The sequence below is a fragment of the Amycolatopsis balhimycina FH 1894 genome (assembly GCF_000384295.1).
Classification (GTDB): domain Bacteria; phylum Actinomycetota; class Actinomycetes; order Mycobacteriales; family Pseudonocardiaceae; genus Amycolatopsis; species Amycolatopsis balhimycina.
Genome location: NZ_KB913037.1, coordinates 692,511 through 718,749, shown reverse-complemented (window position 1 = coordinate 718,749; position 26,239 = coordinate 692,511). Strand labels below are relative to the sequence as shown.

The following is a 26,239-nucleotide window of genomic DNA, read 5'->3' as shown; positions in this document are numbered from 1 at the left end:
GGGCTCCACCGATGAGCAGTCCGACAATCGCGGCGACCGGGACCTGGACGGCCGCGGGCACCCTGCCGTCGCCGGCCGCGTGGTACGGCCGGCACGACGGCGCCGTGCTCCTGACCGGTGGCACCGACAAGGTGCTCGTCATCGGCGGGGCGGACGGATCGGCCACCGCGGCCGGCCGGACCGCCGTCTACGACGCGGCGGCGAAGACCTGGACCGCGGCCGCGGCCATGCAGGTGACGCGCCGGCTGTACACCGCCACCGTGCTGGACGGCGGCAGCGTGCTCGTGGCCGGCGGGATCACCGGATCGCGGCAGTTCCCCTCGCCCGGCCTGAACACGGTGGAGCTCTACGACCCCGCGCAGGACGCCTGGACCACCGCGGCCCCGATGAAGCACGCGCGGTGGGGTCACAGCGCGGTGCTCGTCGGCGGCAAGGTGCTGGTGGCCGGCGGCTTCGCCGTCCGGTCGGGACAGTCGGAGCTGGCGCTGGCCGGTGCCGAGCTGTACGACCCGGTGGCGAAGACCTGGACCGAGGTGGGGCCGATGACCGACCCGCGGGGCGGGCACGCGGCCGTCCTGCTCAAGAACGGCAAGGTGCTCGTGACCGGGGGCGCGGTGCCGGTCGGCAAGGGCACCGACACCGACCTCGCCTACTGCGAGCTGTACGACCCGGCGCAGAAGACCTGGTCGGTCACCGGCAGCATGACCGCGGCCCGGGCCGGGCACCAGGCCACCGCGCTCGACGGCGGTGCCGCGGTGCTCGTCACCGGCGGCCGCGCGCCGGGCGGGCGCGGGGACGGCACGTTCGACCCGTTCAGCCGGGCGGCCGCCGAACTGTACGACCAGGCCACCGGCACCTGGTCGCCGGTGGACGACCTGCCGGGCGGCCGCGTGCACCACCGGGCCGTCGCCCTCGGCCCGGACCAGGCGCTCGTGGTCGGCGGCACCGGTGACGTCCACGACGACGCCGGCTACGAGAGCGCGGCGATCTTCGACCGCGCCACCAAGAAGTGGACGACGGCGGGCGGCCTGGCCACCGGCCGGTGGGCCTTCGCCGCCGTGGCGCTGTCCGGCGGCCGGGCCATGGTCGCCGGCGGCGTCGCGCGGTCCGGTGCCGCGGCGGCGAGCGCGGGGGCCGAGGAACTGACCGGCACCGCCGAAATCTTCGCCACGGCGGCGACGCCGTGACCGCGTACTCGTTCCTGCCCTGGCTGCGGTCGGGCATCGCCACCGAGATCGTCGCGCCGACCGGGGACTCCAGCCGCGCGACCATCCCGGTCACGCTGCACGTCGCCGGCGACCCGATCACCGGCAACGCCCCGCCCCTCGGCGCCGACGTCGTGCGGGACGTGCAGATCTACGGACCCGGCGACGTGATCGGCGTGGCCGCCAACGCCGTCTCGCGGGTCGAACCGCGGCCGTGGATCACCAACGTCGAGCCGAACTACCTCGCGCACATCGAGTTCTACGACGAGGACTTCCTCTGGCGCTACAGCCCGGCCGGCGCGAAGGACGCCGGCGGGCGGCTCGCGCCGTGGCTCGCGCTCGTCGTGCTCGCCGCGGACAAGGACGGGAAGGACGGCGAGTTCACCGAGACCGCGGTGCCCGGCAGGCCCCTGCCGTTCGTCACCGTCCTCGACCCGGCCGTGCTGCCGCCGCTCGGGCAGCTGGGCGCGTTCGCGCACGTCCACGTCAACGGCGAGCTCGACGAGCCGGTGGTGTCGGCGAACATGGACGCCGTGCTCCCCGCGCTGCAGCGGGTGCTCGACACCAACCCGGACAACGCGTGCGCCCGGCTGATCTGCCCGCGGCGGCTCGCGCCGAACACCGGCTACCACGCCTTCCTCGTGTCCGCGTACGAAAGCGGACGCCGCGCCGGCCTCGGCCTGCCGCCCCGGCCGGTCGGCACCCGGTTCGCCTGGGGCGAGGGCGAGCACGAGCTGCCCGGGCAGCTGCCGTACTACCACCGCTGGTTCTTCGCCACCGGCAGCGCGGGCGACTTCGAGTACCTGGTGCGGCTGCTCGACCCGGGCCACGTCCCGGCGGAGGTCGGCCTGCGGGACATGGACGTCCACCGCAAGGCGGCACCCGGGCTCCCGGGCATCACCACGCCGGCCGCCATCGGCGGCGTGCTGCACCTCGGCGGCGCGCTGGCCGACCCCGACCACCAGGACGACGTCCGGGACACCTGGGACGGCTGGGAGGTGGACGGCGCTCCGTTCCACCCGTTCCAGACCGCGCTCGCCGAGCGGATCAACCTGGCGGACGACTATCTGGAGCGGGGGCCCGCCGAGGCGCACGCGAACCTCGCCGAGCCGGAGCCCCGGCGTGATCCGGTGATCACGCCGCCGCTGTACGGCCGCTGGCACGCCCGCACCGCCCGGCTGATCCACGAGCGGTCCGGCTCGCCGGTCCCGGCCGTCCGCAACTGGGTGCACCGGGTGAACCTCGACCCCCGGTACCGGGTCGCCGCGAGCCTCGGCGCGCGGATCGTCCGCGAGCGGCAGGACGAGTTCATGGACGCGGCCTGGGCGCAGGTCGGCGAAGTCGTCGCCGCCAACGCCCGCATCCGCGCCGCGCAGCTTCAGCGCGAAGTCGGGTTCGCGCTGAAGAAGAAGCACCTCGACGAGCCGGCGACCTTCGCCGCCGACGGCCCGCTTTCCGCGCGGGCGCTGACCCTCACCGCGCCGGCCCACCCCCGGGTCCGGCTGGGGACGGGCCCGGCCGCCCTCGCCGCGGGCGGCGCGGCGGGGGAGCGGGTCGCCGTCGGCTACCAGGTCGCGCGCAGCCGGGTCACAGCGGCGCCGATGTCCGCCCCGATGCGCCGGATCACCCGGCCGGGCACCCGGCTCACCCGCGCACTCGGCTTCCCCACCGGGCGGCCGGACGAGCTGGTTTCCTTGCTGGACCGGGAAACCGGCGGCGTGAGCGCCGCCGGCCCGAAGCGGACCCCGAGCGCGGTCGTCACCCCGGCCGAGATCGCCGCCACGATGACCGACCCGGTCTTCGGGTCCGGCGAGCTGCCCCACAGCGCCGACTTCCGGATCACATTGCCGGGCACCGGGTTCGTGGCCCACGAGGGCGGCGGCGACAGCGTGGAGGCCGCGCGCTTCCGGGCGGCGGTCTTCGACGTCGAAGACGCCTGGCGCGTCGCCGGGATCGGTGGGCAGGCCGAGCCGCCCGAGCTGCTCGGCGTCGCCGCGGCCACCGGGGCGATGCTCACCGGCCTCGACTCCGACGCCACCGTGCCGGCGGCCGTGCTCGACTCGATCGCCGTGCCGAAGCGGCTGCGGCCGTTCGCCGAACGGTTCCAGGAGGTGATGGCCTACCCGGTCATCGACCTGCCGATGTACCGGGCGCTGCTCGACCTGTCGGTCGACTCGTTCGTCCCGAACCTCGGCAAGGTCCCGCCGAACACGATCTGCCTGCTGAGCACGAACCAGAAGTTCATCGAGGCGTTCCTGCTCGGGCTCAACTTCGAGATGAACCGGGAACTGCTGTGGCGGGAGTACCCGGCCGACCAGCGCGGCACGACCTTCCGCCAGTTCTGGGACCCCCGCACCGAGCTGCCCCGGCCCGGCGAATCCGAGGCCGCACGGCGGGAGCGGCTCTACGACATCCCGCCCATCCACCTGTGGGACAGGGCTTCCGCGCTCGGCACGCACGACAACCGGGACATCGAGCAGGAAGAGGAGCTCGTGCTGGTGATCAGGGGCGAGCTGCTCAAGAAGTACCCCAACGCCGCCGTCTACGCCCAGCGCGCCGCCTGGTTCCCCGACAACCAGCACCCGGACCTGAAGAAGGAGCGCGTCCCGGTCGAGCCGCACGACCCGGCCCACCCGACGACCGGCGAAATCAAGCTTCCCCTGTACGAGGCGCAGGTCGCACCGGACATCTACCTGCTGGGGTTCGACCTGACGAAGAAGAAGGCCAAGGGCGACCCGAACGGCGGTGACCCCGGGTGGTTCTTCGTCATCAAGGAACGGCCCGGTGAACCGCGGTTCGGCCTCGACGACGGGCCGGTCGTCGACGTCGAAACGTGGAACGACCTGACCTGGGCCGCCGTGACCGACCCCGGCGACCGGTTCCTCGACGTCGACGACCCGGCGAAGACGGTGCCGCTGGTGCGCCTCAGCGACCCGGCGGCCGACGCGGAGAAGCAGGGCCAGCACGACGACGACGGGTGGATCCCGGTGTGGCAGGCGGGGCTGAGCTCAGCCGAGATCGCCTACGTCCTGTTCCAGGCGCCCGTGCTGATGGCCGTCCACGCTCAGGAGATGTTGCTCTGATGACCGACGACGTGCTCGCCGCCGCGGAGCCGAGCGGTGCGTACCCGGTGCTGCTCGGCCCGGTCCGGCTCGAGGTCCACTTCACCGACACCCACCTGCTGGTGCGGATCTTCCCCGACGAGTGGGCGATCGACAAGTTCGAGGACAAGCTCACCGCCGCCGAGGTCGAGGTCCTCGACGCGTACTGGACCGCGTTGTGGCGGGCGGGCGGCGACCGGGTCGCCGAGGAGGCGGCCTGGCACGAGCTGGTCGCCCGGATCCCGGCGGGCCGGGCGACGTGGCTGCTCACCCAGCACGAGCCGGCCAACCCGGCCGACCGGCCGTCGGTGCCGGCGGGCACGACCGTGCTCGCCGTCGTCACGCCCCAGCCCGTCGCCGCGAACGACCGGCAGCCGACCGTCGACTACTGGACCGCCGTCTGGCGGGCCCGTGGCGACCGCGGCGCCGTGCTCGCCGCCGACCTCGCCCTGCTCGCCGCGGTCGGCGCCACCCGGGCCGGCGCCATCCGGGCCCGCCGTCCGGTCGGGCTCACGCCGGTGCCGGCCGGCGCGACCGACGCCGTCGCCGTCGCGTTCCTGGTGCTGCCCCCGATGCCGGCCGAGCGGATCCGGCCGAAGGCGTGGACGCAGCCGGCCCGCGCGACGCTGCTGCCGGACCGGTTCCAGGTGATCGGCTACGTCGGCGGCCGGCAGGTGTTCTCGGAGCCCGCCCCCAACCCGGTGCGGGAACCGCTGCTCGTGAGCCCCGACCCGGCAGCCACCGAGGACAAGGACAAGCCGAAGATCAACGAGGAGACCGGCGAACTGCGGGTGCCGCCCGCGCTGACCTGGCTGACGAACTTCGACGAGGCCGTCAACGCCGGCATGGGGGTGCGGATCCCGCTGAAACCCGCGTTCCACCAGCGGGTCGACCGGCTGGTCGTGCTGGGGCTGCGGCAGAAGTCCGGGCCGGAGCAGACGGCGGCCGAGCTCGGCACGCTGATCACGAACCAGCTTCGCAGCCCCAACGGGTACAGCATCCTGCCGCAGGGCACGCCCACCAACAACACCGAGCAGGCACCGGCGGGCCGCGGCGAGCAGGAAGAGGCCGAGGCGGCGCGGCGCAGCGCCTTCGGCGTCTCGGCGAGCGGGTGGCGGGACCGCAGCGACGGCCGGTGGTTCGCCGAGCTGCTCGGGCTGGACCCGGCTGTCCTCACCGGCATGCCGGGCGCCGACGGCACCGACCAGCGCGAGGCACGGGCCGCCAACACCGCGCTGTGGCCGGCCACCTGGGGCTCCTACCTCAAGACGACCCTGCACCCGATCATTTCCGACGACGTCGCCGCGCAGACCCGCGACTTCTTCGTCAGGCATGTGTCCGGCCGGGGACCGATCCCGGCCGTCCGGATCGGGCGGCAGCCCTACGGGATCCTGCCCACGACCTCCTTCAAGCGGATGACCTGGCCGGACACCGCGACCCACCGGCGTGGCCTCGCGAAGCTGCTCGACGCGGCCACGGAGGACTGGACGGCCGCCGCGTCCCGCGTCGAGCACCTCGGCCGGGCCGCGGGCACCGCCGACCCGCACCAGCGGCTCCTCGACATCCTCGCCCTGCAGCCCACCTCCGCCGAGTACCACCAGCGGTACGCGATGAGCGTCGCGGATCTGTACAACCGGGAGAACCTCCGCGGTGGCGGCCCGCAGGTGGTGACCGCGCTGACCACACTCGACATGGCGCCACCGGTGCTGGCGTTGCTGGCCCGCCTCGGCTACCCGGCCGACGCCGCGCACCCGCGCCCGGACCTGCTCGACCGCTTGTTCACCGACGTGCAGCAGCCGCTGCTCGGCCCGCTCGTCGGCGACCGCCCGCTGTCGGAGACCGATCCGCTGCCGGACGAGGAGAACTACCTGCGCCGGCTCGCCGAGTTCGGCCGAACCGACCTGGAGCGGATCCGGCTCGAGGACGGGTTCGGCGACGGCACGCCGCCCGCCGCCCTGCTGTACCTGCTGCTGCGCCACGGGGTCCTGCTCGGCTGGGCGGAGGCGGCCCGGCGGCTCGCGGGCCTGCCGGCGCCGTCACCGGATCCGCTGTTCCTCCAGATCACCGGCAACCTCCCCGCCGAGCTGCGTGAGAGCCGGTACCTGCGCCTTTACTCGCCGGACGCGGCGATCACGGGCAGCCCGGCCCAGCTGGTCCGGGAGTTCCTGCCGTCCGTCATCGGCACCCACCCGGCGACCACCGAGCTGGCCGGGCAGCTCGAGGCGATCGCCGGCCTCGCCGCCGTGCCGACCGCCCGGCTCGAACGCCTGCTCGCCGAGCACCTCGACTGCGCCACGTACCGGCTCGACGCGTGGCGGCTCGGCCTCGTCACCGAGCGGCTCACCGAACTGCGCTACGGCCCCGACGGCACCGCACCGCCGAAACGCGGCCTGCAGCTGGGCGCCTACGGCTGGCTGGAGAACATCGAACGCCGGGACACCACGAAGAAACCGCTCGTCGACGTGCCGCTGACCGGGGACCTCGCGACCCTGTTCAAGACCACCACCGCCCAGCGGGACCCGGACAACGGGGGATACGTGCACGCGCCGTCACCGAGCCACGCGACGACCGCCGCCGTCCTGCGGGCCGGCCACCTCGCGAACCGCGCGTCCGGCAAGCAGGACGCCTTCGCGATCAACCTCGCCTCGAACCGGGTGCGGACCGCGCTGACCCTGCTCGACGGGCTGCGCCAGGGCCAGTCCCTCGGTGCCCTGCTCGGCTACCGGCTGGAACGGGCCCTGCACGACCGGTTCAGCGAAGACCCCGACGACCCGGTGGAACTGGACCGGGTCATCACGCCGTTGCGGGGCGCGTTCCCCCTGCGCGCCGGCCGGCTGCAGGACCTGCGTCCCGGGGACCAGGCCGAGATCGAGCTGGTGGAGGCCCGCACGGTCGTCGACGGCCTCGCGCTCGTCCGCCGGGCCACCCGCGAGCCCGCACGGCCGCACTACCCCTACGGCGCCACCGGGTTGCCCGCCGACCTCACCAAGACCGAGAAGCGGGTCATGGACGAGGAGGTGGCCGACCTCGTCGACATCCACGACGCGCTCGCCGACCTCGCCGTGGCGGAGGGCACGCACCAGGCGCTGCTCGGCAACACCGACCGCGCGGCGGCGACCCTCGACGCCTACAGCAAGGAAGGGTTCCCGCCCGATCCGGCCGTCGTGCGCACGCCCCGCGGCGGCGCCACGCTGACCCACCGGTTCGGCCTGCGGCTCACCCACGGCGTCCCGCCCGGGGCGACCCCGCGCGCGATGGCGGAGCCTTCGGTCGACGACTGGCTGAAGGACCTGCTGCCCGCGCGGCAGGACGTCGCGGCCGTGGTCCGGTGGACCGACCCGGTGACCGGGGCGGCGCGGCAGCGGGTCGTCACGCAGCTCGACATCGGCCTGGCGCCGATCGACCTGCTGTCGGGGGTCCGTCCTGTCGACCAAGCGCAGCTCACCGACCTCGACGACCGGATCCTCGGGGTGGTGGCGGACCAGGACGCGCCCCGGCCCGACGCGAAGCCGGTCATCCACTACATCGACCGGATCGAGAACAAGATCACGTTCTTCGAGGCTTCGCCGCTGATCGCGGCGCTGCGGACGCTGCTCACCACCGCGCGGCCGCTGCGGGTGACCGACCTGATGCCCGCGGGCGGCGCGGTGGACCGGACCGTCGACGACGCGGTCACCGTGCCGAGGCCGCGGCCGGCCGCGGTCCGCAAGGCGACGCAGGACCTGCGCGACAAAACGAAGGAGTACTTCGACGACCTGGTCGCGGTGGTGGCGGTGCCGGCCCAGGTGCTCAAGCGGATCGACGACTTGCTCACCGGCTACGCGCGGCTCGCCGCCGAGGCCGGCCGCTTCGGCATGGTCCGCAGCGGCTGGGGCGAGGCGATCCTGTGGCGCGGCGGCGTCTACCGGGACCTGCTCGCGGCCGTCGCCGCCGCCGCGGACCGCATGAGCGCCACGCTCGCGCGGGCCACCACCCTCATCGCCGCCTACGACGCACTCCCACCGTCCACACCGGACAGTGAGCGCTTCCGGATCCTGCAGCAGGCCGAGGCGCTGCTGACCACGAAACCGGCCGTGCCCCGGCCGGCCACGCCGGCGAAGCTGCGCGTGATCGTCGGGAACCGGCGGCAGGCGTTCACCACCCGCACACAGGCGCTCGCCGGCCAGGCCGCGTCGAAGAAGAAGACCCTCAGCGGGCTGTACACCGACATCGCCGCCCTCCTGCCGCTGACCGACTTCGACTCGACCGGCCTCGACCTGAAACCGTTCGAGAACCGGATCACCGGGCACGCGGCCGAGCTGCTGACCCGCACGCAGGCCCTGCTGGGGGACCTCGACGCGCGGCTCGAAGCCACGAAGACCACGCTCGCCGACTACGACAAGGCCGTCACCGGGCCGGACCGGGTCCGGATCGCGACCACGGCGCTGCGGGCGATGCTCGGCGAGGACGTACTCGTCGTGCCCGAGTTCACCCCGCCGGCGCAGCTCGACGCGGACTGGAAGAAAGCCGTCGACGACAGCGGCGAGCTCGTCGAGCACCTCGTCGAGGCCCACGGCCGGGACTTCCCGGTCGACGACTGGCTGCACGGGATCGCCCGCGTGCGCGAGAAGCCGCGGTTGTGGGAACGCGTGGTCCTCCTCAGCGACGCGTTGCGCGGGCCCGGTGGCCTGCTCGGCGACCTGCTGGGCCACGCCGAACCGGTGCTCACGCCGGTCCAGCTGCCCTACCGCAGGCACGACCACTGGCTGGGCATGGAGTTCCACGCCGACAGCGACGTCACCGCCGACCGGTTGCTGTTCACCGCGCACTACGCGCAGGAACCCCTGCTGGGCGGCGACTCCCACTGCGGGCTGCTGTTCGACGAGTGGACCGAGGTCGTGCCCGCCGAACGGGAGACGACCGCGCTCGCCGTGCACTACGACGCGCCGGACTCCGAGCCGCCCCAGGTCATGCTGCTGGTGACGCCGCCGCGGCCGGACGGCTGGGCGGACGGAGACCTCCTCGCCGCCGTCACCGAGACCTTCGACCTCGCGCGGCTCCGCGCCGTCGAACCGGAGCACCTCGACGGGACGGCGTACGCGCACCTGCTGCCCGCGACCATCCTGTCGGCCACGCGGCAGCCGATCACCATCAGCACCGATCTCGCCGTCACCAACCTGCGGGGGAAGGCCCGATGACCGAACCGGCACCGATCCTCGACCTGCCCGCCGCGCTGAGCGGGACCGATCTGCCGACCGTCGGCGTGTGGAACCGGCTCGAGGGCAGGCCGCGCACGGCGGACTTCGAGCGCGCGCTGCGCGTGGAGGTCCGCGATCCATTGTGGATGCTCACCCGGCAGTGGCAGCTCGGCGAGTTCGAGGGCACCGACGGCGGGTCCCCGGTCACCGCGACGTACTCCGTCGCCGCGGCCCGCCCGAGCCGTTTCCGGTCCTTCGGCGGCGGACCGGAGGACCTGCCCGGTGACCGTCCGGTCGAGACCCTCGCGGAGCGCCGGGCCGTCCCGTTCGCGTTCGGCGCCGACCGCATCTCGTTCGACCTGCGCCTGGCCATCGGCCGCCGCTGGCTCAAGCTCCTCGGCACCGACCTGCTCGTCCGGACCTACCGGCACCTCTACGTCGAGCACTACCCGATCCGGCTGCCGGATCCGGGCTCCGACACCGACTCCCGGCTCGTCGCGCACCCGGAGGTGTGGGCGGCCACCCAGACCGTCGCGGGGCGGCGGATGGACGGATACGCGTTCTACCAGAACCTCAAGGCGGGCAAGGAACCCTACGACGGGATGACCGGGCTGGGCGGCATCCTGTTCATCCACTTCGGCAAGCTCAGGGAGCTGGCCGCCAAGCTGGTCGCGTGGTTCGAGGACCTGATCGACCAGCCGGCGGGCGACGCGGCGTGGGACCCGCGCCGGCTGGAGCACCGGTTCGCGATCGCCGCGGCCACCGAAGGCGGCGGCGAGAAGGTCCTGACCGCCGAGGAGTACCCGGGCGGCACGCTCGACTGGCACGCGTTCTCCGTCGACCGGAAGAGCACGCTCGGCGGCACCGGCCCCGCGCCCCAGGTGCTGAACCGGACGGTGTTCCCCGCCCCGGTGCGGTTCTCCGGGATGCCGCTGCCGAGGTGGTGGGCGATCGAGGACGGCCGCACGAACTTCGCCGCCGTGCGCCCGGACAGCACCGACCTCGCCCGGCTCGTCTTCCTCGAGTTCGCCCTGGTGTACAGCAACGACTGGTTCCAGGTGCCGTGCGACCTGCCCGCCGGCACGATCGCCACGATCAGGGGCCTTGCCGTCACCGACGTCTTCGGCGTGCAGCGGTGGATCACCGCGGCGGGCGAGGGCGACGACGAGGACCGCGGCCGCTGGTCGATGTTCACCCTGGACGTCGCGGGCACCGAGCACGTGCCGGCGGACACCGCGCTGTTCCTGCCGCCGTCGGTGCCGACGGTCGCCAACGGGCCGGCGCTGGAGGAGGTGGCGCTGGTGCGCGACGAGAACGCGAACCTCGTGTGGGGCGTGGAGCAGATCGTCCGGCTGGCCACCGGCGACTCGCGCCGCGGCAGCGAAGTGGCCGCGGAGCTGCTCGCCCACCGGCAGCGCTTCGTGCCGGCTCCGGAGGACCCGGCCGACAAACCCCGCGCGCCGATCACCTACCAGGCGATGAACACCGTCCCGGAGAACTGGATCCCGTTCCTGCCCGTCCACACCGCCGACGGCAACCGCGAGATCCAGCTGCAGCGCGGCACCATGCCGAGCGCGATCGACGGCGCCGACGTCCGGCCCCGCACCGCCCTCCTGCGAGAGGGCCTGGACAGCGGCCAGTGGTACTTCGTGAATGAGGAAGAGATACCGCAGACCGGCACCCGGCTCACGGTGGCCTACAACCGCACCCGCTGGCGCGACGGCCGGGTGGTGGTCTGGCTGAGCACCCGGCGGGGCACCGGCCGCGGCGAGGCCACCAGCGGCCTGGCCTTCGATCAGCTCGTCGACACGCCGATGGACCCGCCGTAGCCGCGAGGTTGCAGCCGCTCACAGGTCCCGTCGGCGACTGTCGCCGCCGCTCCGGATCCAGCCGAGTTCCTGGCGCTGCCTGGCGCCGCGGCGTCGGCGATCGGCCTGTGACTACTCGCCACGCTGCGGCATGGGCCTGGTTAAAGTCGTCCGTGAAGCGACGGAGGGCTTCCTTCACGGCGCGGTCGTCGGGTGGCTGGCCGGCGCTGCGTTCGGACCAGTAGATGCGGGCGTCGACGGTTTGCCGGATGGTGTCTGGTCGGTATCGGGGCCCCGCCGGCGGCGCGTAGCCCAGGTTCTCACCTCATCGGACGGTGCCGACCGCGGCCCGTCGAGGCCGGCACCGTCCGATGAAGCGCTCACGCGCAGGAGGTACCGATGCTGCCCGGAGCGCCCACCCACTGGGCGGAGACACCCATCGAGGGGGAGTAGATCATCCGCGACCACCAGTAGGAGCCGTTGTTGCGCGAATAGCCCTGTGTATAACCGGTCGGGCATTGGACCGCTCGCAGCTGCGTCGACGGGCTCTCGCCGTTCCAGTTCGTGCGCGCCCAGTTTGTCTTGCATGTCGGTGACCAACGAAGGTCGACGTAAGCGGACGTGCCGGGGATTCTTGCGGACACAACCGAACTTGAGGTTCGCCCCGTTCGCCGGACCACCGGTGCGGTTGGGTGTTGTGGCTCGTGGTGTGAGGGGCCGGCCGTTGGGCTCTCCCGTTGAATTTGAGCCATTAGCTCTACCGCGCTTGCCACGTGATCCTCTGCGACGTCCGCCTGAATTATGGTTTCCATATCCCGACACGGCGTTCACAAGAAGTCGCCTTCCGGCAAGTCCGACTGATGATTTGGTGTTGGCTCCGCGATCGTGAAGACCATCGTCTCGTCGCCGGACGCGCCGTCGAAACGCTGGATGTTGACCACCATGCGCGCGTGATCGCCAGTGACGACACCGGTGCAGTTGTTCAAGATCGGCGGCCGTCGCCCCGCTGGTGGACCCGGCTCGGCCGTCCGGATGGCGGCACACCGCTGCCATAGCCGGTGCCAATGCTTGAGATCGAACCTGTCCTCGTCGACTGCCAGGCGCGACGCCCGGGCTTTGGCCAAGCAGGAACGCACGAACAGTTCGACAGTTTCCCAGTTGGGGAATCGCTCGCCTCGCAGCACCGGTGACAACGTCTGACCCGATTCGGCGAGTAGTGCGTTGAGTTGATCTTCACTTGCTGGTGTTGATCTTGTGATGGATGTTTCCGGGTGGCGGGCATGGTTTCGGCCCGATGGTCGCGCCGGGTTCGCGGGGTCCGAGGGTCCTTGCCGGGGCCGAGTGGGCCGGGATGATCAGGATACTGCGGGCAGTTTCCGGAGCCGGGCGAGGATTTCGGCGAGCAGGTCGTGGCCGGGCGGCAGATGCAGGGTCGGTTGCCCTACCTGGAAATCGAGCCGGGCGGGGATGTTGATGAGGCGGTGGCGCAGGGTCGCGATCATGGCTTTGCCGTTGCGGGTGCCCCAGCCGGAGAGCCGGCCGTGCGGGCCCTCGGTGGCGGTGAGCTGGTGCAGCCAGGCGGCCATGGCCGTGGCGAGCAGCGCGCCCCACATCCAGGCGGTGTTGACCTCGGCATAGCCCGAAGGCAGGTGGCGCAACGCGGCACCGTGTTTGCTGTCGCGGAACAGGTTCTCGATGGTGGTGCGATGCCGGTACCAGTACTCGACCGCGGCCACTTTGTCCTTCGTGGACACGTCGATATTGGTGAGAATGAAGGAATAACCGTAGATCGCGTCAGCGTCTCCCAACTCGTCCAGCGGCAGAACCTGCTGGCCGGGATGCAGGGTGCGGCGTCGCCGCGAACGGGAATCGGCCGAGATCTGGGAGACATCCAGGCGGACCCGGCGGATCAGCAGGAACGTCTTGGCGGGCCACCAATCCGGCCGATAGTCGGCCACCGCAACCTGGGCGCCGTCCATGTCGATCGCGTCCGCCCAGTCGTCCTCGGCGATGCCGGACAGCATCCGCCAGAGCGGGGCGATGCGTTTCGCGCCGATCGCGAACTCAACCCCCTGGACGAACGCGACCCGGGCCAGTTCACCGGCGAAGTAGCCGGCGTCGGCCCGCAACCGCACCCTGCCCTGCCTCGCCCGCCGAGGCAGCGCAGCCAGCGCCCGCAGCAGCAACCCGCTCGCACTCGCGCGCGGATCATCGTTACCGGACAACAACTCCGCCGCCAACACGGTCTCGACCTCCGCCCAGGACGCCACGTGCGGACGCCCGCTGCGCTGCCCCTGGTAGTTGTAAGCGACACCACGCTTCTTGCGCCCGTACACCTCCACATCGCTGGCATCCAGATCGACCGTCACCGTCCGGCACAACCGTTTCCGTCGCGCCGCGGGCACCCGCTCCAGCATCCGCTCTGTCACCGAAGCGACTCCGGCTTCTACCGAAGTCCATTGTGGATCAGTAAACCTGCGCGCCAGCCCAGCAGCAGTAGTCGAGGACAACCCCGGCACCGGCGTGAGCACCTGACCCGCCACATCAGCACGCCGCCGGTCCAACCCGACCAGAAAGTCTTCCCCGGCCACCTGCGCCGCGGCCAGACCAACCAGCAACTCACCGGCCCCGAACCCGCGGTCACGCTGCTTGATCGGCCCCACCGCCGCATCCAACGACCTGACCACACCCAGTCGCTCCACCAACTCCGCGACCGCGGCCATCCCCGACGCCGACGTCAACGACGCGTCCGGCGTGCCGACCCGCACCTGTGGCCGTCCACCACGTAAGCTACCCACCAGATAGGTGTCCTCTCCCGGGCGTGATTGTGTCTTCGCAACCACCATCATCCCAGGCCAGAGCGGCACCTATCGTCATCTCAGCAGCGTGTCAGCCTTACTCGCGGATTCGGGTCTGAGGGCGGAGCGGACCGCCGACCGGCCGCGTGAGGCGCTGTGCGAACACGTCGAGGTCTCGCAGCGACGGCTGCCCCACGTCGAGGCGGAGCGCCGGCATCGCCTGGTGCAGATCGTCGTGATCTTCGTCCACGCTCATCGCAGCCTCCCTTCACGCAGGCAAGTGTGCGCGTTGTTCGGCGCGCGCGGAATCCGCCGCCCGAATGGCGTCCCTCGTTCGTCCCGCGGGACCAAACGAGACAACGCGGCGCTGATCCTTCAAATGTCACACCACGAGAAAGGACAACAACGATGAGTGGAGCAGCAGTCAGCAACGGGTCGTCGGCGGAGCCCAGCGGCAGCGTGGTCGCGGCGGTCGAGGCGATTAGCGACGCTCTGTGCCGGCGTGGCTACCTGACGACCGAATGGTGGACCACCATCGTCGGCGCGGCCCTGACGGTAGCGCTCACGTATGTCGGCATGCCGGGGCCGGCCGTCGCCAAGGTGGTCGTCGTCGCGGCGCCGGTGGTGGTCGCGGCGGTTTATGCCATGGCTCGCACGATCCATAAGTCGGCACTCGCTGCGCTGCTGGCGCACAGTCTCTGGCGGAACTCGCCTGATGATCCTCCGGAGGAGCCGTCCGCGTCGAGCTGATTTCCCGACACCGATCCCGTCCTAATCGCCGATCGAGGACGTCTGCATCAATGATCCCGAAAGGAAATGTTATGTCCAAGAATCTTGAAGCCCATGCTCACCCGGTCGACGGAGCGTGGATGGTCACCAGCGCGCAGCTGGCCGACAACCGCGGCGTCACCTGCACCGTCTCGCTCACCGCGACCTACAAGTTCGCGTCCTTCACGGCCGTGGCCTGGCTGGAGTACCTGGACGCCGGTGGCGGCCTGCTGGGGCGGTCGCAGCAGTGGCAGCGTGATTGCGGTCCGGCGCCGCTGTTCGGCGCGGCGCACGCGAGCGGCACGTTCTCCGAGACTGCCCCGGAGGGCACGGTGGGGTTCCGGATCGTTCAGACGGCCGAGTACCACGCCGACTTCAGCACTGCGTTCACGGTGATCTCGCTGGTGTTCGTGGCACTCGGCCTCGGCACGGGCACTGGGCCCGTGGCGTTCCCGCAGGGTCTTGGCGGCTCCCGTGTGATGCCGCACGACTGGATGCACGACCCGGCGCTGGCCGGGCGGATCTCGGTGGCAGTCAGCTGACGCCGTCGGCAAAGTCCGTTTCCTGAATGACGAATCGACATGCTGGCCGGCAGCGCGGAGGCGGTGCCGGCCAGCATGATCACGGCACTGGCGATCAACATGGTCCGACCGTTGTAAATGCAACAAAGCGCGGTCTGCTCGGGACGATTCCGCTGTTGTGTGGCCTGGACGAATGCTGGGCTGACAACTGCCCCGGCTACCGGCTCATCCTGCCGGCCCAGCCGCCGCCGTGGTGGGCCGTTCCGCGGACGTGCTCGCCCAGCGCTCCATCTTCCGCCGGAGGACCGTTGCTTGAAGGCCGAGCTGACCGAGTGCTGCCGCCTCTCGGGGTTATCGAAGCGCCTTCGTCGCCAGGCCGGGTGTTCGCACGAGGACAGCGGCGATACTGGTGGCTAGTGCCTGACCTTGGTCACTGAGGGTTGTAGTCGGGTGCGGTCCCGGTTCGGCGGGCGGAACGCCGATGACGCCGAGGAAGGGCGCGACGGCGACGGTGTGCCCGAGGTCGCTGGTGGCGGTCTCGAGCCCGATGTCCCACGTCAACCAGGCGCCGGGGCCGCCGGCCACCCCGAGCCGGCGGTTGAGCGCGTTGTCCTTCGTGCCCGCGGCGGTCCAGCCCCAGTCCCCGGGCGTGATCGACGTGAAGTGCACGCCCAGGACCATGCCGGGCTCGGCGCCGCGCACCGCGATCGGCCCGGTCAGGCAGTGCCCGCGCCGGTCCGGGAACATCGTGGCGCCCCGCACCCGCCGGTCGAGGTAGCCGGCGGCGTCGAGCGAGCCGACGACGACGGAGTCCCCCGGGTCGACCGTGAGCACGGGCGGGGTGGCTCGGTCGAAGACGTCCACTGTGGTCTCGCGCGTGGCGGGAAGCTGGTACTGGGCCACGAGTTTCCTTTCGACGTCGGGCTCAGCGCAGCGCCGACCCGGCGGTCGGCATGAGCCGGATCGTGGCCGCCGGGTCGCTCGTCAGCGTCGAAACGGTGGCGGCCAGGGGAGCGCACCGGGGATCCTGGTGGACGGCGTCGAGGATACGTCGGCGGTCGGCGTCGTCTTCGAAGCGCCTGATCCAGACGACGGCGTCTTCGTCGCCGGCCACGGTGAACGAGCCCACCACCCGCATCCCCCGTTCCCGGTGCAGCGGGATGACGGTCTCGTCCAGGTAGCGGGCCAGTTCGACGCCGCGGCCCTGCCGGGCGTGCTCGGTGCGGATTTCGTAGAACATCGGCGGTGCTCCTCGGGTAGCGGTCAGGTCCGGGGTGTGAGGCGGGCGGTGGCGAGGGCGTAGACGTCCGGGGAGCCTTCCCACGGCGCGGTGCGCACGACGGTCCAGTGCCCGATGAGCCACTGCCCATCGAGCTTGCGTAGCTTCAGGTCCCAGCGGCCGCGCATCGTGCAGTGGTCGACGACGCCGGGATCGGCGGGGACGTGGTGGTAGGCGACCACGTGCGCGCGGCAGGTGGCCTCGTCGCCGGCCTGCCGCACGAGGAGGTCGGTGGCGGCGTGGTGGGTGCAGTCGAACCCCGCCAAGGTCGTGCGGGCCAGCTCGACCAGGTCGGCGGCGGTCACGGTGGTCGGCGGCTTGCCGTGGTAGTGGGTCGACAGGTCCAGCGTCACCTGCTCGGCGAACAGCCGTCGCAGGGCGATCCAGTCCCGGTCGTCCTGGGCGTGGGCCAGGCCGGCGACGACGTCGGCGATGGCCAACCGGTCGGCCGGCTCCGGCAGCGCGTTCATGCTCGGTCCTCCTCGGACGTGGGGCGTTCGATCACCGGCAGGATCAGCCGGCTGGGGTGCGCGGGTCCGTGGTGGACGTGGTTGACGGCGACCACCACCACGGCGTCCGCGTCGTCCGTGGCGATCGTCGCGCCGGTGTTGGTGTTGCGGTCGTAGCGGGGGAAGTTGCTGCTGGAGACCTCGAGCCGGATGCGGTGCCCCGGCCGGAAGACGTTCGCGGTGACGCCCAGGTCGAGGCTGAGTTCGGTGACCGTGCCCGGCGCCAGGAGGGCGGGTTCGGTGAGCGACTCGCGGTAGCGGACGCGCTGGATGCCTTCGCACAGCAGAATCGCCCGGCCGTCGGGGTGCACGTCGACGAGCTTGCCCGGTGTGGACGAACTGATGTGCAGCACCAGGGTGATGTGGCCGGTGACCTCGAGGGGCCGCCGGAGAACCGGAGTGGTGAAGCACAAGACGTCCTCGCGCGTTTCGACCGCGGCCTGGTCGGCCGGTCCGGGGTAGGCGCCCGGCGCGGCGGCGAGCACGGTGCCACCCAGGCTGGGCACCGGATCGCACGGGTCGTAGCGGAAGGTGTCCGTCGCCTCCTCGGCCGGGGCCTCGCGGGTCAGGACGCCGTCGTCGGCCGCGGTACCGGCCCGGCCACCGCCGTCGAGGAAGAAGCCGGTGTACCGGGTGTCCGGCAGCGGCCAGTCCGGCTCGTCGCGCCACTCGTCGGCCCCCATCACGAAGAGCCGGACGCGGTGGGTGTCGTCGGGGGCGCCGGTCCGGCCGCGGACCCAGCGGTCGAAGAACCGCAGGTGCGCTTCGGTGATGCCGGCGGTCTTGATGCTGCCGGCGAGCCCGAACGACCGGTCGGGGTAGGTGCCGAGGTCGGTGCCGTCGGGGTGGGACCAGGGGCCGATGACCATCCGCTGGCCGTCGCGGGCGGCGGCGCTGCCACCGTGCCGGCGCAGCATCGTGTACGACCGCACGGTTTCGCCGATGAACACGTCGTACCACCCGCCGATGTGGAGGGCCGGCACGGTGATCCGCTCGCAGTGGTCGATCGCGGCGATCTCCCGCCAGAAGGCATCGCGTTCCGGGTGGTCGAGCACCTGGCCGAGCCAGGGCAGGGAGCGGGTCACCGCGGCGCGGCCGGCGATCGGCAGCGGTTCGTGCAGCGATCGCGGTTCGGACAGGCCGGACAGCAGCGCTCCGGCGTCGGCGGGGTCACCGCGGCCGTCGTCGAGTCCGCGCCGCAGGTTGCGCAGGGCGGAGAGGGTGCCCCAGGTCAGGACCGCGTCCTGGGACAACGCGCCGCCGGGGGAGCGCCACGGTGCCGCGTACGGGTCGGCCGAGCTCATCACCGGCGCGATCGCCCGCAGCGCCGGAACGTCGTGCGGCGCGGCCTGCCACTGGCTGAACCCCATGTAGGACCCGCCCCACATGCCGACCGCGCCGTCACACCACGGCTGCGCGGCCAGCCAGGCGAGGGTGTCGAGGCTGTCCGGGCCTTCGTGAGTGTGCGGCACGAACGTCCCGGGGGACCGGGAGGTGCCCCGGACGTCCTGCGCCACCACGGCGTAACCGGCTTCGACGAGGGCGAACACGTCGGGGAGTTTCGGATTGCCGTACAGCCCGGCGTCGTCCTTGCCGTAGGGCGTGCGGACCAGCAACGCCGGGAACGGTCCGGGTCCGTCCGGGAGCCACACGTTGGTGGCGAGCGCGACGCTGTCACGCATCGGCACCGGCACGTCCACCTCCACCGTGAAGCTCATGCCGTCACCGGATTCCCGGCCGACGTGATCATCCAGTGGCTGAACGCGGCGTAGTGCCGCGCGAACCCCTGCGGCGTGGCGGCGTGCTCCACCGCCGCCGACAGCTCCGCGACGTGGGCGTACCGCGGGATCCGGTCCGCCTCGTAGGCGGCCAGCGCCGCGGGCACTGCCCAATCGGTCCAGCGGCCGGTGGTTGCTCCGGCACGGGACAGGGTACCGGCTGGCCGTGGACGACGCGTCGCTCGACCTGATGGCCGCCCGGAAACTGGGGGCACGGGCCCGCGTACTGGCCGGGCAGGGCGATTCCGCCGGTGCCGTGACCTCCTACGTGCAGGCGCTGGACCTCTGGCAGGGGCGGTGTTGCGCGGGACTCGAATCGGCCGCGCGCGCGAATTCGGCTTTCGCGGCCGTCGATCGGGAAGCCGCGGTCATGACTTGCGACGCGGCCGATGCTGCGCTGCGGGCCAGGCAGGCCCGCATGGTGCTACCGGCGCTGTGGAAGGCCGTCGGGCGGGATCCGCTGGACGAGGCACTGCACGCGAGGCTGCTGCTGTGCCTGGCGGAGAACGGCCGGCAGGCCGAGGCGTTGACCACGTACGACGTGCTTCGGCGGCGGCTCGCCGAGGAACTCGGGATCGATCCCGGCGCGGAGCTGGTGTCCGCGCACCAGCGAGTTCTGCGACAGCAGAGCAGCAGCCGGCCGTCTTCGCCCGATGCCCGGTCCGAGGAGCACACGACCGGCGGTCCGGCCGCCCCTGCGGTCCGGCCGGCCCAGCTGCCCCCGGACCTGCCGTTCTTCGCCGGTCGACGCCACGAGCTGGCACTGCTCGACGAACTGCTGACGGGCCACGACGAGCACGCGACGGTGACCGTGGCCGTCGACGGCATGCCGGGTGTCGGGAAGTCGACGCTGGCCGTGCGCTGGGCACATCAGGCTGCCGAGCACTTTCCCGACGGGCAGTTGTTCCTCGACCTGCGTGGTTTCACCGCGGACGAGGCCCCGGTCAGCCAGGCCGATGCGCTGCGCAGCTTGTTGTCCGGCCTCGGTGTTCCCTCGCACGCCGTCCCGGCGGACATCGACGCCAGGATCGGGTTGTACCGCACCATGCTGGCCGGACGGCGGGTACTGGTCGTGCTGGACAACGCCCGTGACGCACGGCAGGCAGCCGCCCTGCTGCCCGCCGCCCCGGGCTGCGCCGGGATCGTGACCAGCCGCACCAAGCTCACTGGCCTGGTCGTCCAGGGCGCCCGCATGATGACGGTGGAGCTGCCGACGCTGCAGGAAGCGCGGCAGAGTCTGCGCGCTCGTCTCGGTGCCGCGAGGGTGGACGCGGAACCGTCCGCAGTCGAGACGATCATCGCGTGCTGTGGGCGTCTGCCGCTGGCCATGGCGGTGGCCGGTGCCCGCGCCCAGGGCAGTCCCCGGTTCTCCCTGACGTCGATCGCCGATGAACTTCGAGCCGGGTGGGACGAGCTGGACGCCATCGTGGCCGACGACCCGCGCAGCAACGTCCGCCGGGTGTTCTCCTGGTCCTACCAGGCGTTGCGGCCCGAGGCCGGCCGGTTGTTCCGGCTGCTGTCACTGCACAACGGCACGGACATCTCGACGGCCGCTGCGGCGAGCTTGGCCGGCCTGCAGATCCGGCAGACCCGTGAGTCACTGGGTGAGCTGACCCGCGGTCACCTGCTGGTGGAGCGGTTCCCGGGCCGATTCGGGTGCCACGACCTCATTCGCGCCTACGCGGCCGCGCTGGCCGACGAGGTGGAGCCGGCCGCCGAGCGTGCCGCGGCGGTGGCGCGGCTGATCTCCCACTACCAGCACACCGCATACCTCGCCCGGCAATGGCTGTCGCCGGAGCTCACCGCCGGGTCGCCACCCGCGCCGCACGACGGTGTCGCCGTGGCGGCCATCCCGGACTACGAGTCGGCCATCAGAACGTTGGCGACGATCTCCTCGGCGGTCGCGATCCAGGTCCGCGATTCCAGCCACCGGCCGGAATGACCGACCGACGACCGCGCTGACGACGTGGCGTTTCCCGTTCCTTGAGCAGGTGCGAGATGCATGGCCATGGAATCGGGTCGTGGATTGTTCAAACGATGCGTCATGGCCGGTTCCAATGGGTCGCCATGACCGGCATCGTGCCCAACCGGCATCCCGGGTCGGCCGATCGAATCCGCTCCGAGCGCCTGCGCGGTTCACTCACGGTGCCGGCCTGCCGGCCAGGGCCTCGGCAAAGTCGGTCGCCGGGGGTGAGTGGCTGGCCGGACGGGGCGTCCCACTCGGCGTAGAACCCACTCATCTTGCTCTCGCACACCGCCTTGGCGAACGTGCTGCCGGGTCGGTCATGACGTCACGGGCGCGGTTCCAGCCGTAGTCTCCGCCGCCTCCGGGCGGCCGCCTGCTGTCGTAGTCGCTGCCGAGCAGCCCGGCGATCAAGACGCGAAGGTTCTTGTTGGTGAAGCCGGTCGCGGCGAGCAGGGTGTGACACAAGGCGCCGGTCAGGGCCATGACCCGAGGATCACCGAACCGCAGGGCCGGGGTCCTGTGCCCCTCCGCGTCGGCGGTGGGGTGCGCGATCCGCTCAAAGGCTGGACTCGCGAGGACACAGCCCTGGCCGACGTGTTCAGCATCCAGGATCCGGTGGTTGACCGCACGGACTTTGGCCTGCAGGTCGTCCAGGTTCGGCAAGCGGGCGCAGTCGGCCGACCGCAGACGCTAACCCGGCATCGCCCTCATCACCCCGGTCGCCCGCGCAGGCTGCCCCGGATGCGAACCGGGTCGTCCTGCGCGGTCAGCCGGCCGGGGTCCAGCCGAGGACGTCGGCGTACGCCGCTTCCAAGCCCGCGTTGGCGCGGATGCTCGCCGGGATGCCGCCGGCGTCGGTGATCGCGTGGTTGTTCTTGATCACCACGGCCTTCTGGTTGTAGTCGGCGCTGCCGTTCTCCCAGTAGTTGTTCTCGATGTCGAGCGGGTCGTAGGTGCCCTTGTTCAGCGTGTAGTCGGTGTGCTTGGAGCCCCAGGCGAGGTCGGCGTTGTACAGTCCGTTGCCGGTGATCGTGATGTTCCCCGCGCCGTTGTCGGTGTAGACGGCTTTGCCCGCGCCCTTCTGGTCGTGGATCACGTTGCCGGTGATCTTCTCACCGCCGGCCATGGTCGGCCCGGTGTTGCCGTTGGTGTAGATCCCGGCGCCGTCGGCGAGCAGCTGCATGTGGTCGAAGATCAGGTTGTTCGACAGGGTGTTGTTGTTGCTGTAGTTGGGTTCAGCCTTGATCTTCACCTTGTCCGGCCAGCCTCCCCAGCCGATGGAGATCCCGCTGTAGGGGGTGTGGTCGATTTGGTTGTGCGAGACCGTGGTGTGTTCGGTGTAGCCGAGGTCCATCCCGATGCCGCCCGCGTACTCCACCGACGTGGCGAACACGTGGTTGTCGAGCAGCCGGTTGCCGCTGGTGTGCTGCGCGGCCGCGGTGGGCAGGGTGAGGTCGACGCCGCCGAGCTCCAGTCCGTTGCCGGAGATGTCGGTGAACACGCTGCCCTGCACCAGGTCGTTCTGCGAGCCGGTGCCGAGGTCGAGTCCCGCCGCGCCGAGGTGGACGAACGCGTCCCGCGTGAAGCTGATGTTCTTGTCGTAGGCGAAGGAGACGTTGCCCGGTTCCTTCGTCCAGTTGCCGTACGGGCACTTGCCGCTGTCGACGAACTGGCACAGCCCTTGCTGGTCGAAACCGTGCGTGCCGGTCAACGTGTAGTTCGCCTGGATCTCCGAGAACCCTTCGGGCGTGCTCGGGAAGTTCCAGGTGGCGTAGGAGAACTGGAGGCCGCTGAACGTGATGTCGTGGACCGGCGCCGAAGCCGTCCCGATGCCGGACACCAGGGTTTCCAGCGCGGGCGCGGTCACCGTCTCCTTGGTGATGTCCTCATCGGGCTTCGGCACGTAGAAGACGGTGTGCGCGGCGTTGTCGAGGTACCACTCACCGGCGGAAAGCAGCTCGTAGGCGTTCTCCACCGCGGTGGGCAGCTCGGTGATGGCCTGGCGGCCGACCAGCTCGACCGTGCGACCGGAGTCGTCGGTGCGCATCACCCGCTTCGTCGAGTTGTCCCAGCACGGCTGCGCCATCTTGATCGTCGTCGGCGAGATCGAACTGACCGGACACCGCGGCTGCGTCCACGCGCCGAGGCCCCCGGTGTAGACGAAGTCGATGTCCTTGGGGTTGCGCCAGTTGTCCATCGCGGCCGACGACGTCGTGTAGCCGCCGGTGATCCTGGTCAGTGTCACCGGAAGGGTGCCGGTCGCGCGGGGAACGCGGGCACCGTTGACGTACAGCTGGCGCGTCCGCAGCGTCGCGGGGACGGGCGCGGACCAGATGTTCTTGCCGCTGTCGGCCACTTTCCAGCCGGTGATCGGGATGCCGCCGCTGACGACCGGCCGGGCGCCGGGCGCGGCGGTCCAGACCACGCGGTGGCCGTTGGTGCCGGAGTCGGCGGCGGTCAGCTGCAGCGGCGCACTCAGCGCGTAGGTACCGCCCGCGAGGCTGACGGAGACGTCGCCGGTCATGCCCGGGATCAGCTCGCGCACGAGCTGCTGGGCGCGTGGCAGCGTCCGGACGGCCTGGGCCTCGCTCGTGCCGTCGTGGGTGTCGTCGCCGTTCGGCGCGACGTGGACGACCTGCTGCGGCGCCGACGTCGCCGGGGTCACGAGCACCCCGGTGGCCGTCAGCGCCAGCCCGGTTGCGAACATGGCCGCCTTGACTCGTGTGCGCACGATGACCGTCCCTCGTCGGAGGCTCTGGGTGGCTCAGAGTTTGACGGGCCCGACGAAGTACTGTCAACGATTGGTCGGATGAATGATCGGGATAAATGGGGCGAACTGGTCTATTTTGCGTCCAGATGTCCCGGTCATCGGATCTCTGTTTCGCTTAAGCCTTGACGATCCGCACCCAGTTCCGGAAGAACCGCCGGTCGCCGGTGGCACCCGCTTGTCCGCCCGATGGACAAGCCCGACCTCGCCGACGCGACCACTTCCAGCCAGAGCACGACCGCAGCTGTTGCAGTCCCGACCTCGCTGAGGCTGGAGGTGGCCGAGCCGGTGAGGGTTCCGTCTGCATTGTGCGTGAGGTGCTGCGGATCGATCTGCCGGATACGGGCTGACGGTGTGGCGTGCTCCTCGCACTCCAACAGAGCGCGTCGATCCCTTGAGGTTCTTCGGCGGGAAGTCGCGTGGCAGGGTGACGATCCAGGTGCTGGGCAAGCCGTCGACGGTGTAGCGCCGGTTCGCGAGCGTGGCACCGGAATCGGCTGGAACTCGGAGCGATTATCGATATCCTCTCGGAAACCGAAAGAGGGGGAGTTCCGTGGCTGCTGTCGAGCGCACGCTCAGACCGATCGCCGTCCTGCTGTACGTCAACGTGGGGATCAGCGTCTTGCTCACGGTGCTGACCTTCGTGTTCAAGAGTTCCGTACTCGATTACCAGGTCCAGCACCTGGTCGAGGCGGGGAAGGTCATGCCGGGCCGGGAGGCGGCCACGCGTGGTGTGCTGGAGGGCACGCTCTGGATCCGGCCGCTGTCGATCCTGGTCGTGTCGGTCGTTTACGTCCGTTTTGTCGCGCGGCTGAAACTCGGTCTGCGACGCACTTACTACCGGCTCTTGGCTGTCGCGATCATCGGCGCGGGTGCACTGGCCTATCTGATCGTCATCTCGCAGTTCCCGGTCTGGTACCGCGTCATCCAGGGTGTGCAGGGACTCGTGCTGCTGAGTTTGCTGCCGATATTGGCCACGAAGGACATCCGGGACCACTTTGCGCCGGAGCCGGAGGCGATGAAGATCTGGGACGACGCGTAGTCAGGGGAAGACTCGAGGGTCCTGCGAGGCAGTCGTGAGAGGACTCCGAGGGTGGAGTTGGCCATTGAGGAGGTCGCCGTACTGGCGTGATAAGGCGTGGGGTAAATGATCATGGATCGGGATTCGCTGGCGGGACTGCTTGATGGGCACGGTGAGGCGGCTCAACTGGCGAAGGATGCGTTTCTTGCGGGTGCCGACTACAGATTGTGGGACGATGGAACGGCGCATGTTGGCTCTCTTTGGGCAATCTGTGGTTGGCGCCTGAGACTGGTTCAGCGGAAGGGTCGAACATCTACGGGATTCGTCGAAGCGGTTGAAGCTCTTCGTGTCTATGGTGGTACGCCGGATGTAGTGATCGGACATATCGATGACAGGCCGCAGAGTGGCTACTACTTCCAGTTGTTCCTTGCTGCTGACTTATCGGAGATAATCGCATGTCTGGGCGTTGTCGATTGAGAACTCGGCTGGTACCGGGAGGCTCTGGTGTTGCGGAAACGCATCGACGACGGGTCCGGTCGCGTCGTCACCCACATCGCCTATGAGGCAACACTATGAGCAACGCTAGGAGACACCGACATGGTTGACCGCCAAGGACGCTCTGAGCTGCATTACGGCGCCCTCGAAGGCGCCGCTGAACAGGCCAGCGCGCTCCTGGAGGCGGGACACGACCCGAACCTCGGCGACCGTGACGGCTTCGTTCCGCTCCATCTGGCGGCACAGCAGGAGAATGTCGAGGTTGTCGATGTACTTCTTAAGGCTGGAGCAAACGTCGACGCGGTTAACAAATACGGCAACACGCCACTCTTTGTGGCGGTATTTAATTCGCAGGGGCGAGGTGACATCATTCAGCTCCTTCGAAGGTGCGGGGCAGACCCGGGTAAAGAAAATGGTTCTGGACAAACCCCTGTTGGACTGGCTCGTCTCATTGCGAATTACGATGTCAAGCAGTTCTTCGATGACCTCGAACAGTAGTTGACTTGATGCTCTGGCTGCATCGGAGCGGCCGTGTTGTGCAGCCCGGCCTGCAGTGATTGAGCGGCTTCAGATGCGCCGCCCGTTTGCTGGATGAGTTGTTGGTGAGTGTGGCCCGCCGGGACGCATGCTCTGCGGCATGAGTGGACTTGAGCCGATCGCTCGAGTGTCGCCGGTGCCACAATCGGCAGCCGCCTCACATGTGCTGCCGTCCGAGGGCGCAACGCTGGGTAGGGTGCCTGAACTGTGACAGGCTCGCGCACCAGGGCCGTGGCACCTGTAGGCAGGCGGTGCCGCAACCCGAGTTGCGTCCACTCGACAGTGAGGCAGGCGATGAGCAAAGGCGAACCGGCGGGGCGGAACGGAAAGTACTTCGCCTGCACTTTTGTTCTCTTCCTCGTCATCTCGTTCGCAGGTGTGACCTGGATCCACCAGCAGCCACTCCAGGAGTGGTGGCCCATCATCGCCGGTGTGCTGGCAGCCGTCGTCGGACTGGCGTGCCGGTGGCTTCTCGACCGGAATTTGTCAAGGTGGGTGAGACCAGTGGG

General features: G+C 70.6%; 21 protein-coding genes. 10 read left to right on the top strand and 11 right to left on the bottom strand.

The genetic code is table 11. The features are described 5' to 3' along the window. Positions 1 to 11 precede the first annotated feature (11 nt). Genes A3CE_RS0102385 through A3CE_RS53225 form a run of 4 tightly spaced genes read left to right on the top strand, consistent with a single transcriptional unit; the run spans position 12 to position 11,312 of the window. Entirely contained in the window at positions 12 to 1,187 is a 1,176-nt protein-coding gene (locus A3CE_RS0102385) for a Kelch repeat-containing protein (RefSeq protein ID WP_020638468.1), read from the top strand. Continuing rightward, positions 1,184 to 4,288 carry a hypothetical protein gene (locus A3CE_RS0102380; RefSeq protein ID WP_020638467.1) on the top strand — a complete coding sequence of 1,035 codons (3,105 nt, stop codon included), beginning with the start codon at positions 1,184 to 1,186 and terminating at the stop codon, positions 4,286 to 4,288. Before A3CE_RS0102385 ends, A3CE_RS0102380 begins: the two co-directional genes overlap by 4 nt. Next, the gene (locus tag A3CE_RS53230) at positions 4,288 to 9,483 is read left to right on the top strand and encodes a hypothetical protein (protein WP_020638466.1); all 5,196 of its coding nucleotides are present in this window, start codon (positions 4,288 to 4,290) and stop codon (positions 9,481 to 9,483) included. Before A3CE_RS0102380 ends, A3CE_RS53230 begins: the two co-directional genes overlap by 1 nt. Then, complete coding sequence (locus A3CE_RS53225; protein ID WP_020638465.1) at positions 9,480 to 11,312, top strand: hypothetical protein; 1,833 nt, start codon at positions 9,480 to 9,482, stop codon at positions 11,310 to 11,312. The genes A3CE_RS53230 and A3CE_RS53225 overlap by 4 nt, the downstream gene beginning before the upstream one ends. Before the next feature lie 359 nt (positions 11,313 to 11,671). Here the strand turns inward: A3CE_RS53225 and A3CE_RS59725 are convergent, their stop codons facing one another. The 4 genes from A3CE_RS59725 to A3CE_RS55990 all read right to left on the bottom strand — a co-directional run bounded on the left by A3CE_RS59725 (position 11,672) and on the right by A3CE_RS55990 (position 14,345). Beyond that, positions 11,672 to 12,043, bottom strand: a complete 372-nt coding sequence (locus A3CE_RS59725; RefSeq protein ID WP_376741623.1) for a DUF2690 domain-containing protein — start codon at positions 12,041 to 12,043, stop codon at positions 11,672 to 11,674. Between the two features lie 75 nt (positions 12,044 to 12,118). Further along, the gene (locus A3CE_RS55995) at positions 12,119 to 12,475 is read right to left on the bottom strand and encodes a hypothetical protein (protein ID WP_125591953.1); all 357 of its coding nucleotides are present in this window, start codon (positions 12,473 to 12,475) and stop codon (positions 12,119 to 12,121) included. 171 nt (positions 12,476 to 12,646) lie between these two features. Next, positions 12,647 to 14,059, bottom strand: a complete 1,413-nt coding sequence (locus A3CE_RS0102360) for an IS1380 family transposase (protein WP_169523912.1) — start codon at positions 14,057 to 14,059, stop codon at positions 12,647 to 12,649. Positions 14,060 to 14,186: 127 nt separating this feature from the next. Beyond that, positions 14,187 to 14,345, bottom strand: a complete 159-nt coding sequence (locus A3CE_RS55990) for a hypothetical protein (protein ID WP_020638462.1) — start codon at positions 14,343 to 14,345, stop codon at positions 14,187 to 14,189. Between the two features lie 152 nt (positions 14,346 to 14,497). Between A3CE_RS55990 and A3CE_RS0102350 the strand changes: the two genes are divergently transcribed. Continuing rightward, positions 14,498 to 14,839, top strand: a complete 342-nt coding sequence (locus A3CE_RS0102350) for a hypothetical protein (RefSeq protein WP_125591949.1) — start codon at positions 14,498 to 14,500, stop codon at positions 14,837 to 14,839. Positions 14,840 to 14,910: 71 nt separating this feature from the next. Then, on the top strand, positions 14,911 to 15,399 hold the full coding sequence (locus A3CE_RS0102345; RefSeq protein WP_125591947.1) for a hypothetical protein: 489 nt from the start codon (positions 14,911 to 14,913) through the stop codon (positions 15,397 to 15,399). A gap of 330 nt (positions 15,400 to 15,729) precedes the next feature. On the opposite strand, the gene A3CE_RS49825 is transcribed toward A3CE_RS0102345, so the two are convergent. Genes A3CE_RS49825 through A3CE_RS55985 form a run of 5 tightly spaced genes read right to left on the bottom strand, consistent with a single transcriptional unit; the run spans position 15,730 to position 19,051 of the window. Then, positions 15,730 to 16,281 carry an acetamidase/formamidase family protein gene (locus A3CE_RS49825; protein WP_020638459.1) on the bottom strand — a complete coding sequence of 184 codons (552 nt, stop codon included), beginning with the start codon at positions 16,279 to 16,281 and terminating at the stop codon, positions 15,730 to 15,732. Between the two features lie 22 nt (positions 16,282 to 16,303). Then, on the bottom strand, positions 16,304 to 16,618 hold the full coding sequence (locus A3CE_RS0102335) for an NIPSNAP family protein (RefSeq protein WP_020638458.1): 315 nt from the start codon (positions 16,616 to 16,618) through the stop codon (positions 16,304 to 16,306). 23 nt (positions 16,619 to 16,641) lie between these two features. Next, a complete protein-coding gene (locus A3CE_RS0102330) occupies positions 16,642 to 17,127 on the bottom strand; it encodes a nuclear transport factor 2 family protein (RefSeq protein ID WP_020638457.1) in 486 nt (161 codons plus the stop codon). Continuing rightward, on the bottom strand, positions 17,124 to 18,884 hold the full coding sequence (locus tag A3CE_RS0102325) for a CocE/NonD family hydrolase (RefSeq protein ID WP_020638456.1): 1,761 nt from the start codon (positions 18,882 to 18,884) through the stop codon (positions 17,124 to 17,126). The genes A3CE_RS0102330 and A3CE_RS0102325 overlap by 4 nt, the downstream gene beginning before the upstream one ends. Beyond that, positions 18,881 to 19,051 (bottom strand): hypothetical protein, encoded by a 171-nt coding sequence (locus A3CE_RS55985; protein WP_020638455.1) that lies wholly within the window; start codon positions 19,049 to 19,051, stop codon positions 18,881 to 18,883. The genes A3CE_RS0102325 and A3CE_RS55985 overlap by 4 nt, the downstream gene beginning before the upstream one ends. A 59-nt stretch (positions 19,052 to 19,110) precedes the next feature. Between A3CE_RS55985 and A3CE_RS49820 the strand changes: the two genes are divergently transcribed. After that, positions 19,111 to 20,886: an AfsR/SARP family transcriptional regulator gene (locus A3CE_RS49820; RefSeq protein WP_020638454.1), complete on the top strand. Its 1,776-nt coding sequence runs from the start codon at positions 19,111 to 19,113 to the stop codon at positions 20,884 to 20,886. A gap of 294 nt (positions 20,887 to 21,180) precedes the next feature. On the opposite strand, the gene A3CE_RS57825 is transcribed toward A3CE_RS49820, so the two are convergent. Together A3CE_RS57825 and A3CE_RS0102305 are read right to left on the bottom strand one after the other, a co-directional pair. Then, a complete protein-coding gene (locus A3CE_RS57825; protein ID WP_211231799.1) occupies positions 21,181 to 21,393 on the bottom strand; it encodes a hypothetical protein in 213 nt (70 codons plus the stop codon). Positions 21,394 to 21,676: 283 nt separating this feature from the next. Continuing rightward, positions 21,677 to 23,641, bottom strand: coding sequence for a right-handed parallel beta-helix repeat-containing protein (locus tag A3CE_RS0102305; protein ID WP_026468069.1), 1,965 nt, complete (start codon positions 23,639 to 23,641; stop codon positions 21,677 to 21,679). A 589-nt stretch (positions 23,642 to 24,230) separates the two neighbouring features. Between A3CE_RS0102305 and A3CE_RS0102300 the strand changes: the two genes are divergently transcribed. The 3 genes from A3CE_RS0102300 to A3CE_RS54650 all read left to right on the top strand — a co-directional run bounded on the left by A3CE_RS0102300 (position 24,231) and on the right by A3CE_RS54650 (position 25,691). Further along, a complete protein-coding gene (locus tag A3CE_RS0102300) occupies positions 24,231 to 24,719 on the top strand; it encodes a hypothetical protein (RefSeq protein ID WP_020638451.1) in 489 nt (162 codons plus the stop codon). 105 nt (positions 24,720 to 24,824) lie between these two features. Next, positions 24,825 to 25,175, top strand: coding sequence for a hypothetical protein (locus A3CE_RS55980; protein ID WP_125591945.1), 351 nt, complete (start codon positions 24,825 to 24,827; stop codon positions 25,173 to 25,175). Between the two features lie 120 nt (positions 25,176 to 25,295). After that, positions 25,296 to 25,691 (top strand): ankyrin repeat domain-containing protein, encoded by a 396-nt coding sequence (locus A3CE_RS54650; RefSeq protein WP_084641187.1) that lies wholly within the window; start codon positions 25,296 to 25,298, stop codon positions 25,689 to 25,691. Positions 25,692 to 26,239 lie beyond the last annotated feature (548 nt).

Bases quoted from the DNA above. Each gene is read 5' to 3' on its own strand.
- A3CE_RS55980 (WP_125591945.1), top strand. From the start codon at position 24,825: ATGATCATGGATCGGGATTCGCTGGCGGGACTGCTTGATGGGCACGGT.
- A3CE_RS0102385 (WP_020638468.1), top strand. From the start codon at position 12: ATGAGCAGTCCGACAATCGCGGCGACCGGGACCTGGACGGCCGCGGGC.
- A3CE_RS0102350 (WP_125591949.1), top strand. From the start codon at position 14,498: ATGAGTGGAGCAGCAGTCAGCAACGGGTCGTCGGCGGAGCCCAGCGGC.
- A3CE_RS54650 (WP_084641187.1), top strand. From the start codon at position 25,296: ATGGTTGACCGCCAAGGACGCTCTGAGCTGCATTACGGCGCCCTCGAA.
- A3CE_RS59725 (WP_376741623.1), bottom strand. From the start codon at position 12,043: ATGGCTCAAATTCAACGGGAGAGCCCAACGGCCGGCCCCTCACACCAC.
- A3CE_RS53230 (WP_020638466.1), top strand. From the start codon at position 4,288: ATGACCGACGACGTGCTCGCCGCCGCGGAGCCGAGCGGTGCGTACCCG.
- A3CE_RS57825 (WP_211231799.1), bottom strand. From the start codon at position 21,393: ATGGCCCTGACCGGCGCCTTGTGTCACACCCTGCTCGCCGCGACCGGC.
- A3CE_RS53225 (WP_020638465.1), top strand. From the start codon at position 9,480: ATGACCGAACCGGCACCGATCCTCGACCTGCCCGCCGCGCTGAGCGGG.
- A3CE_RS55990 (WP_020638462.1), bottom strand. From the start codon at position 14,345: ATGAGCGTGGACGAAGATCACGACGATCTGCACCAGGCGATGCCGGCG.
- A3CE_RS0102345 (WP_125591947.1), top strand. From the start codon at position 14,911: ATGTCCAAGAATCTTGAAGCCCATGCTCACCCGGTCGACGGAGCGTGG.
- A3CE_RS0102330 (WP_020638457.1), bottom strand. From the start codon at position 17,127: ATGAACGCGCTGCCGGAGCCGGCCGACCGGTTGGCCATCGCCGACGTC.
- A3CE_RS0102335 (WP_020638458.1), bottom strand. From the start codon at position 16,618: ATGTTCTACGAAATCCGCACCGAGCACGCCCGGCAGGGCCGCGGCGTC.
- A3CE_RS0102325 (WP_020638456.1), bottom strand. From the start codon at position 18,884: ATGAGCTTCACGGTGGAGGTGGACGTGCCGGTGCCGATGCGTGACAGC.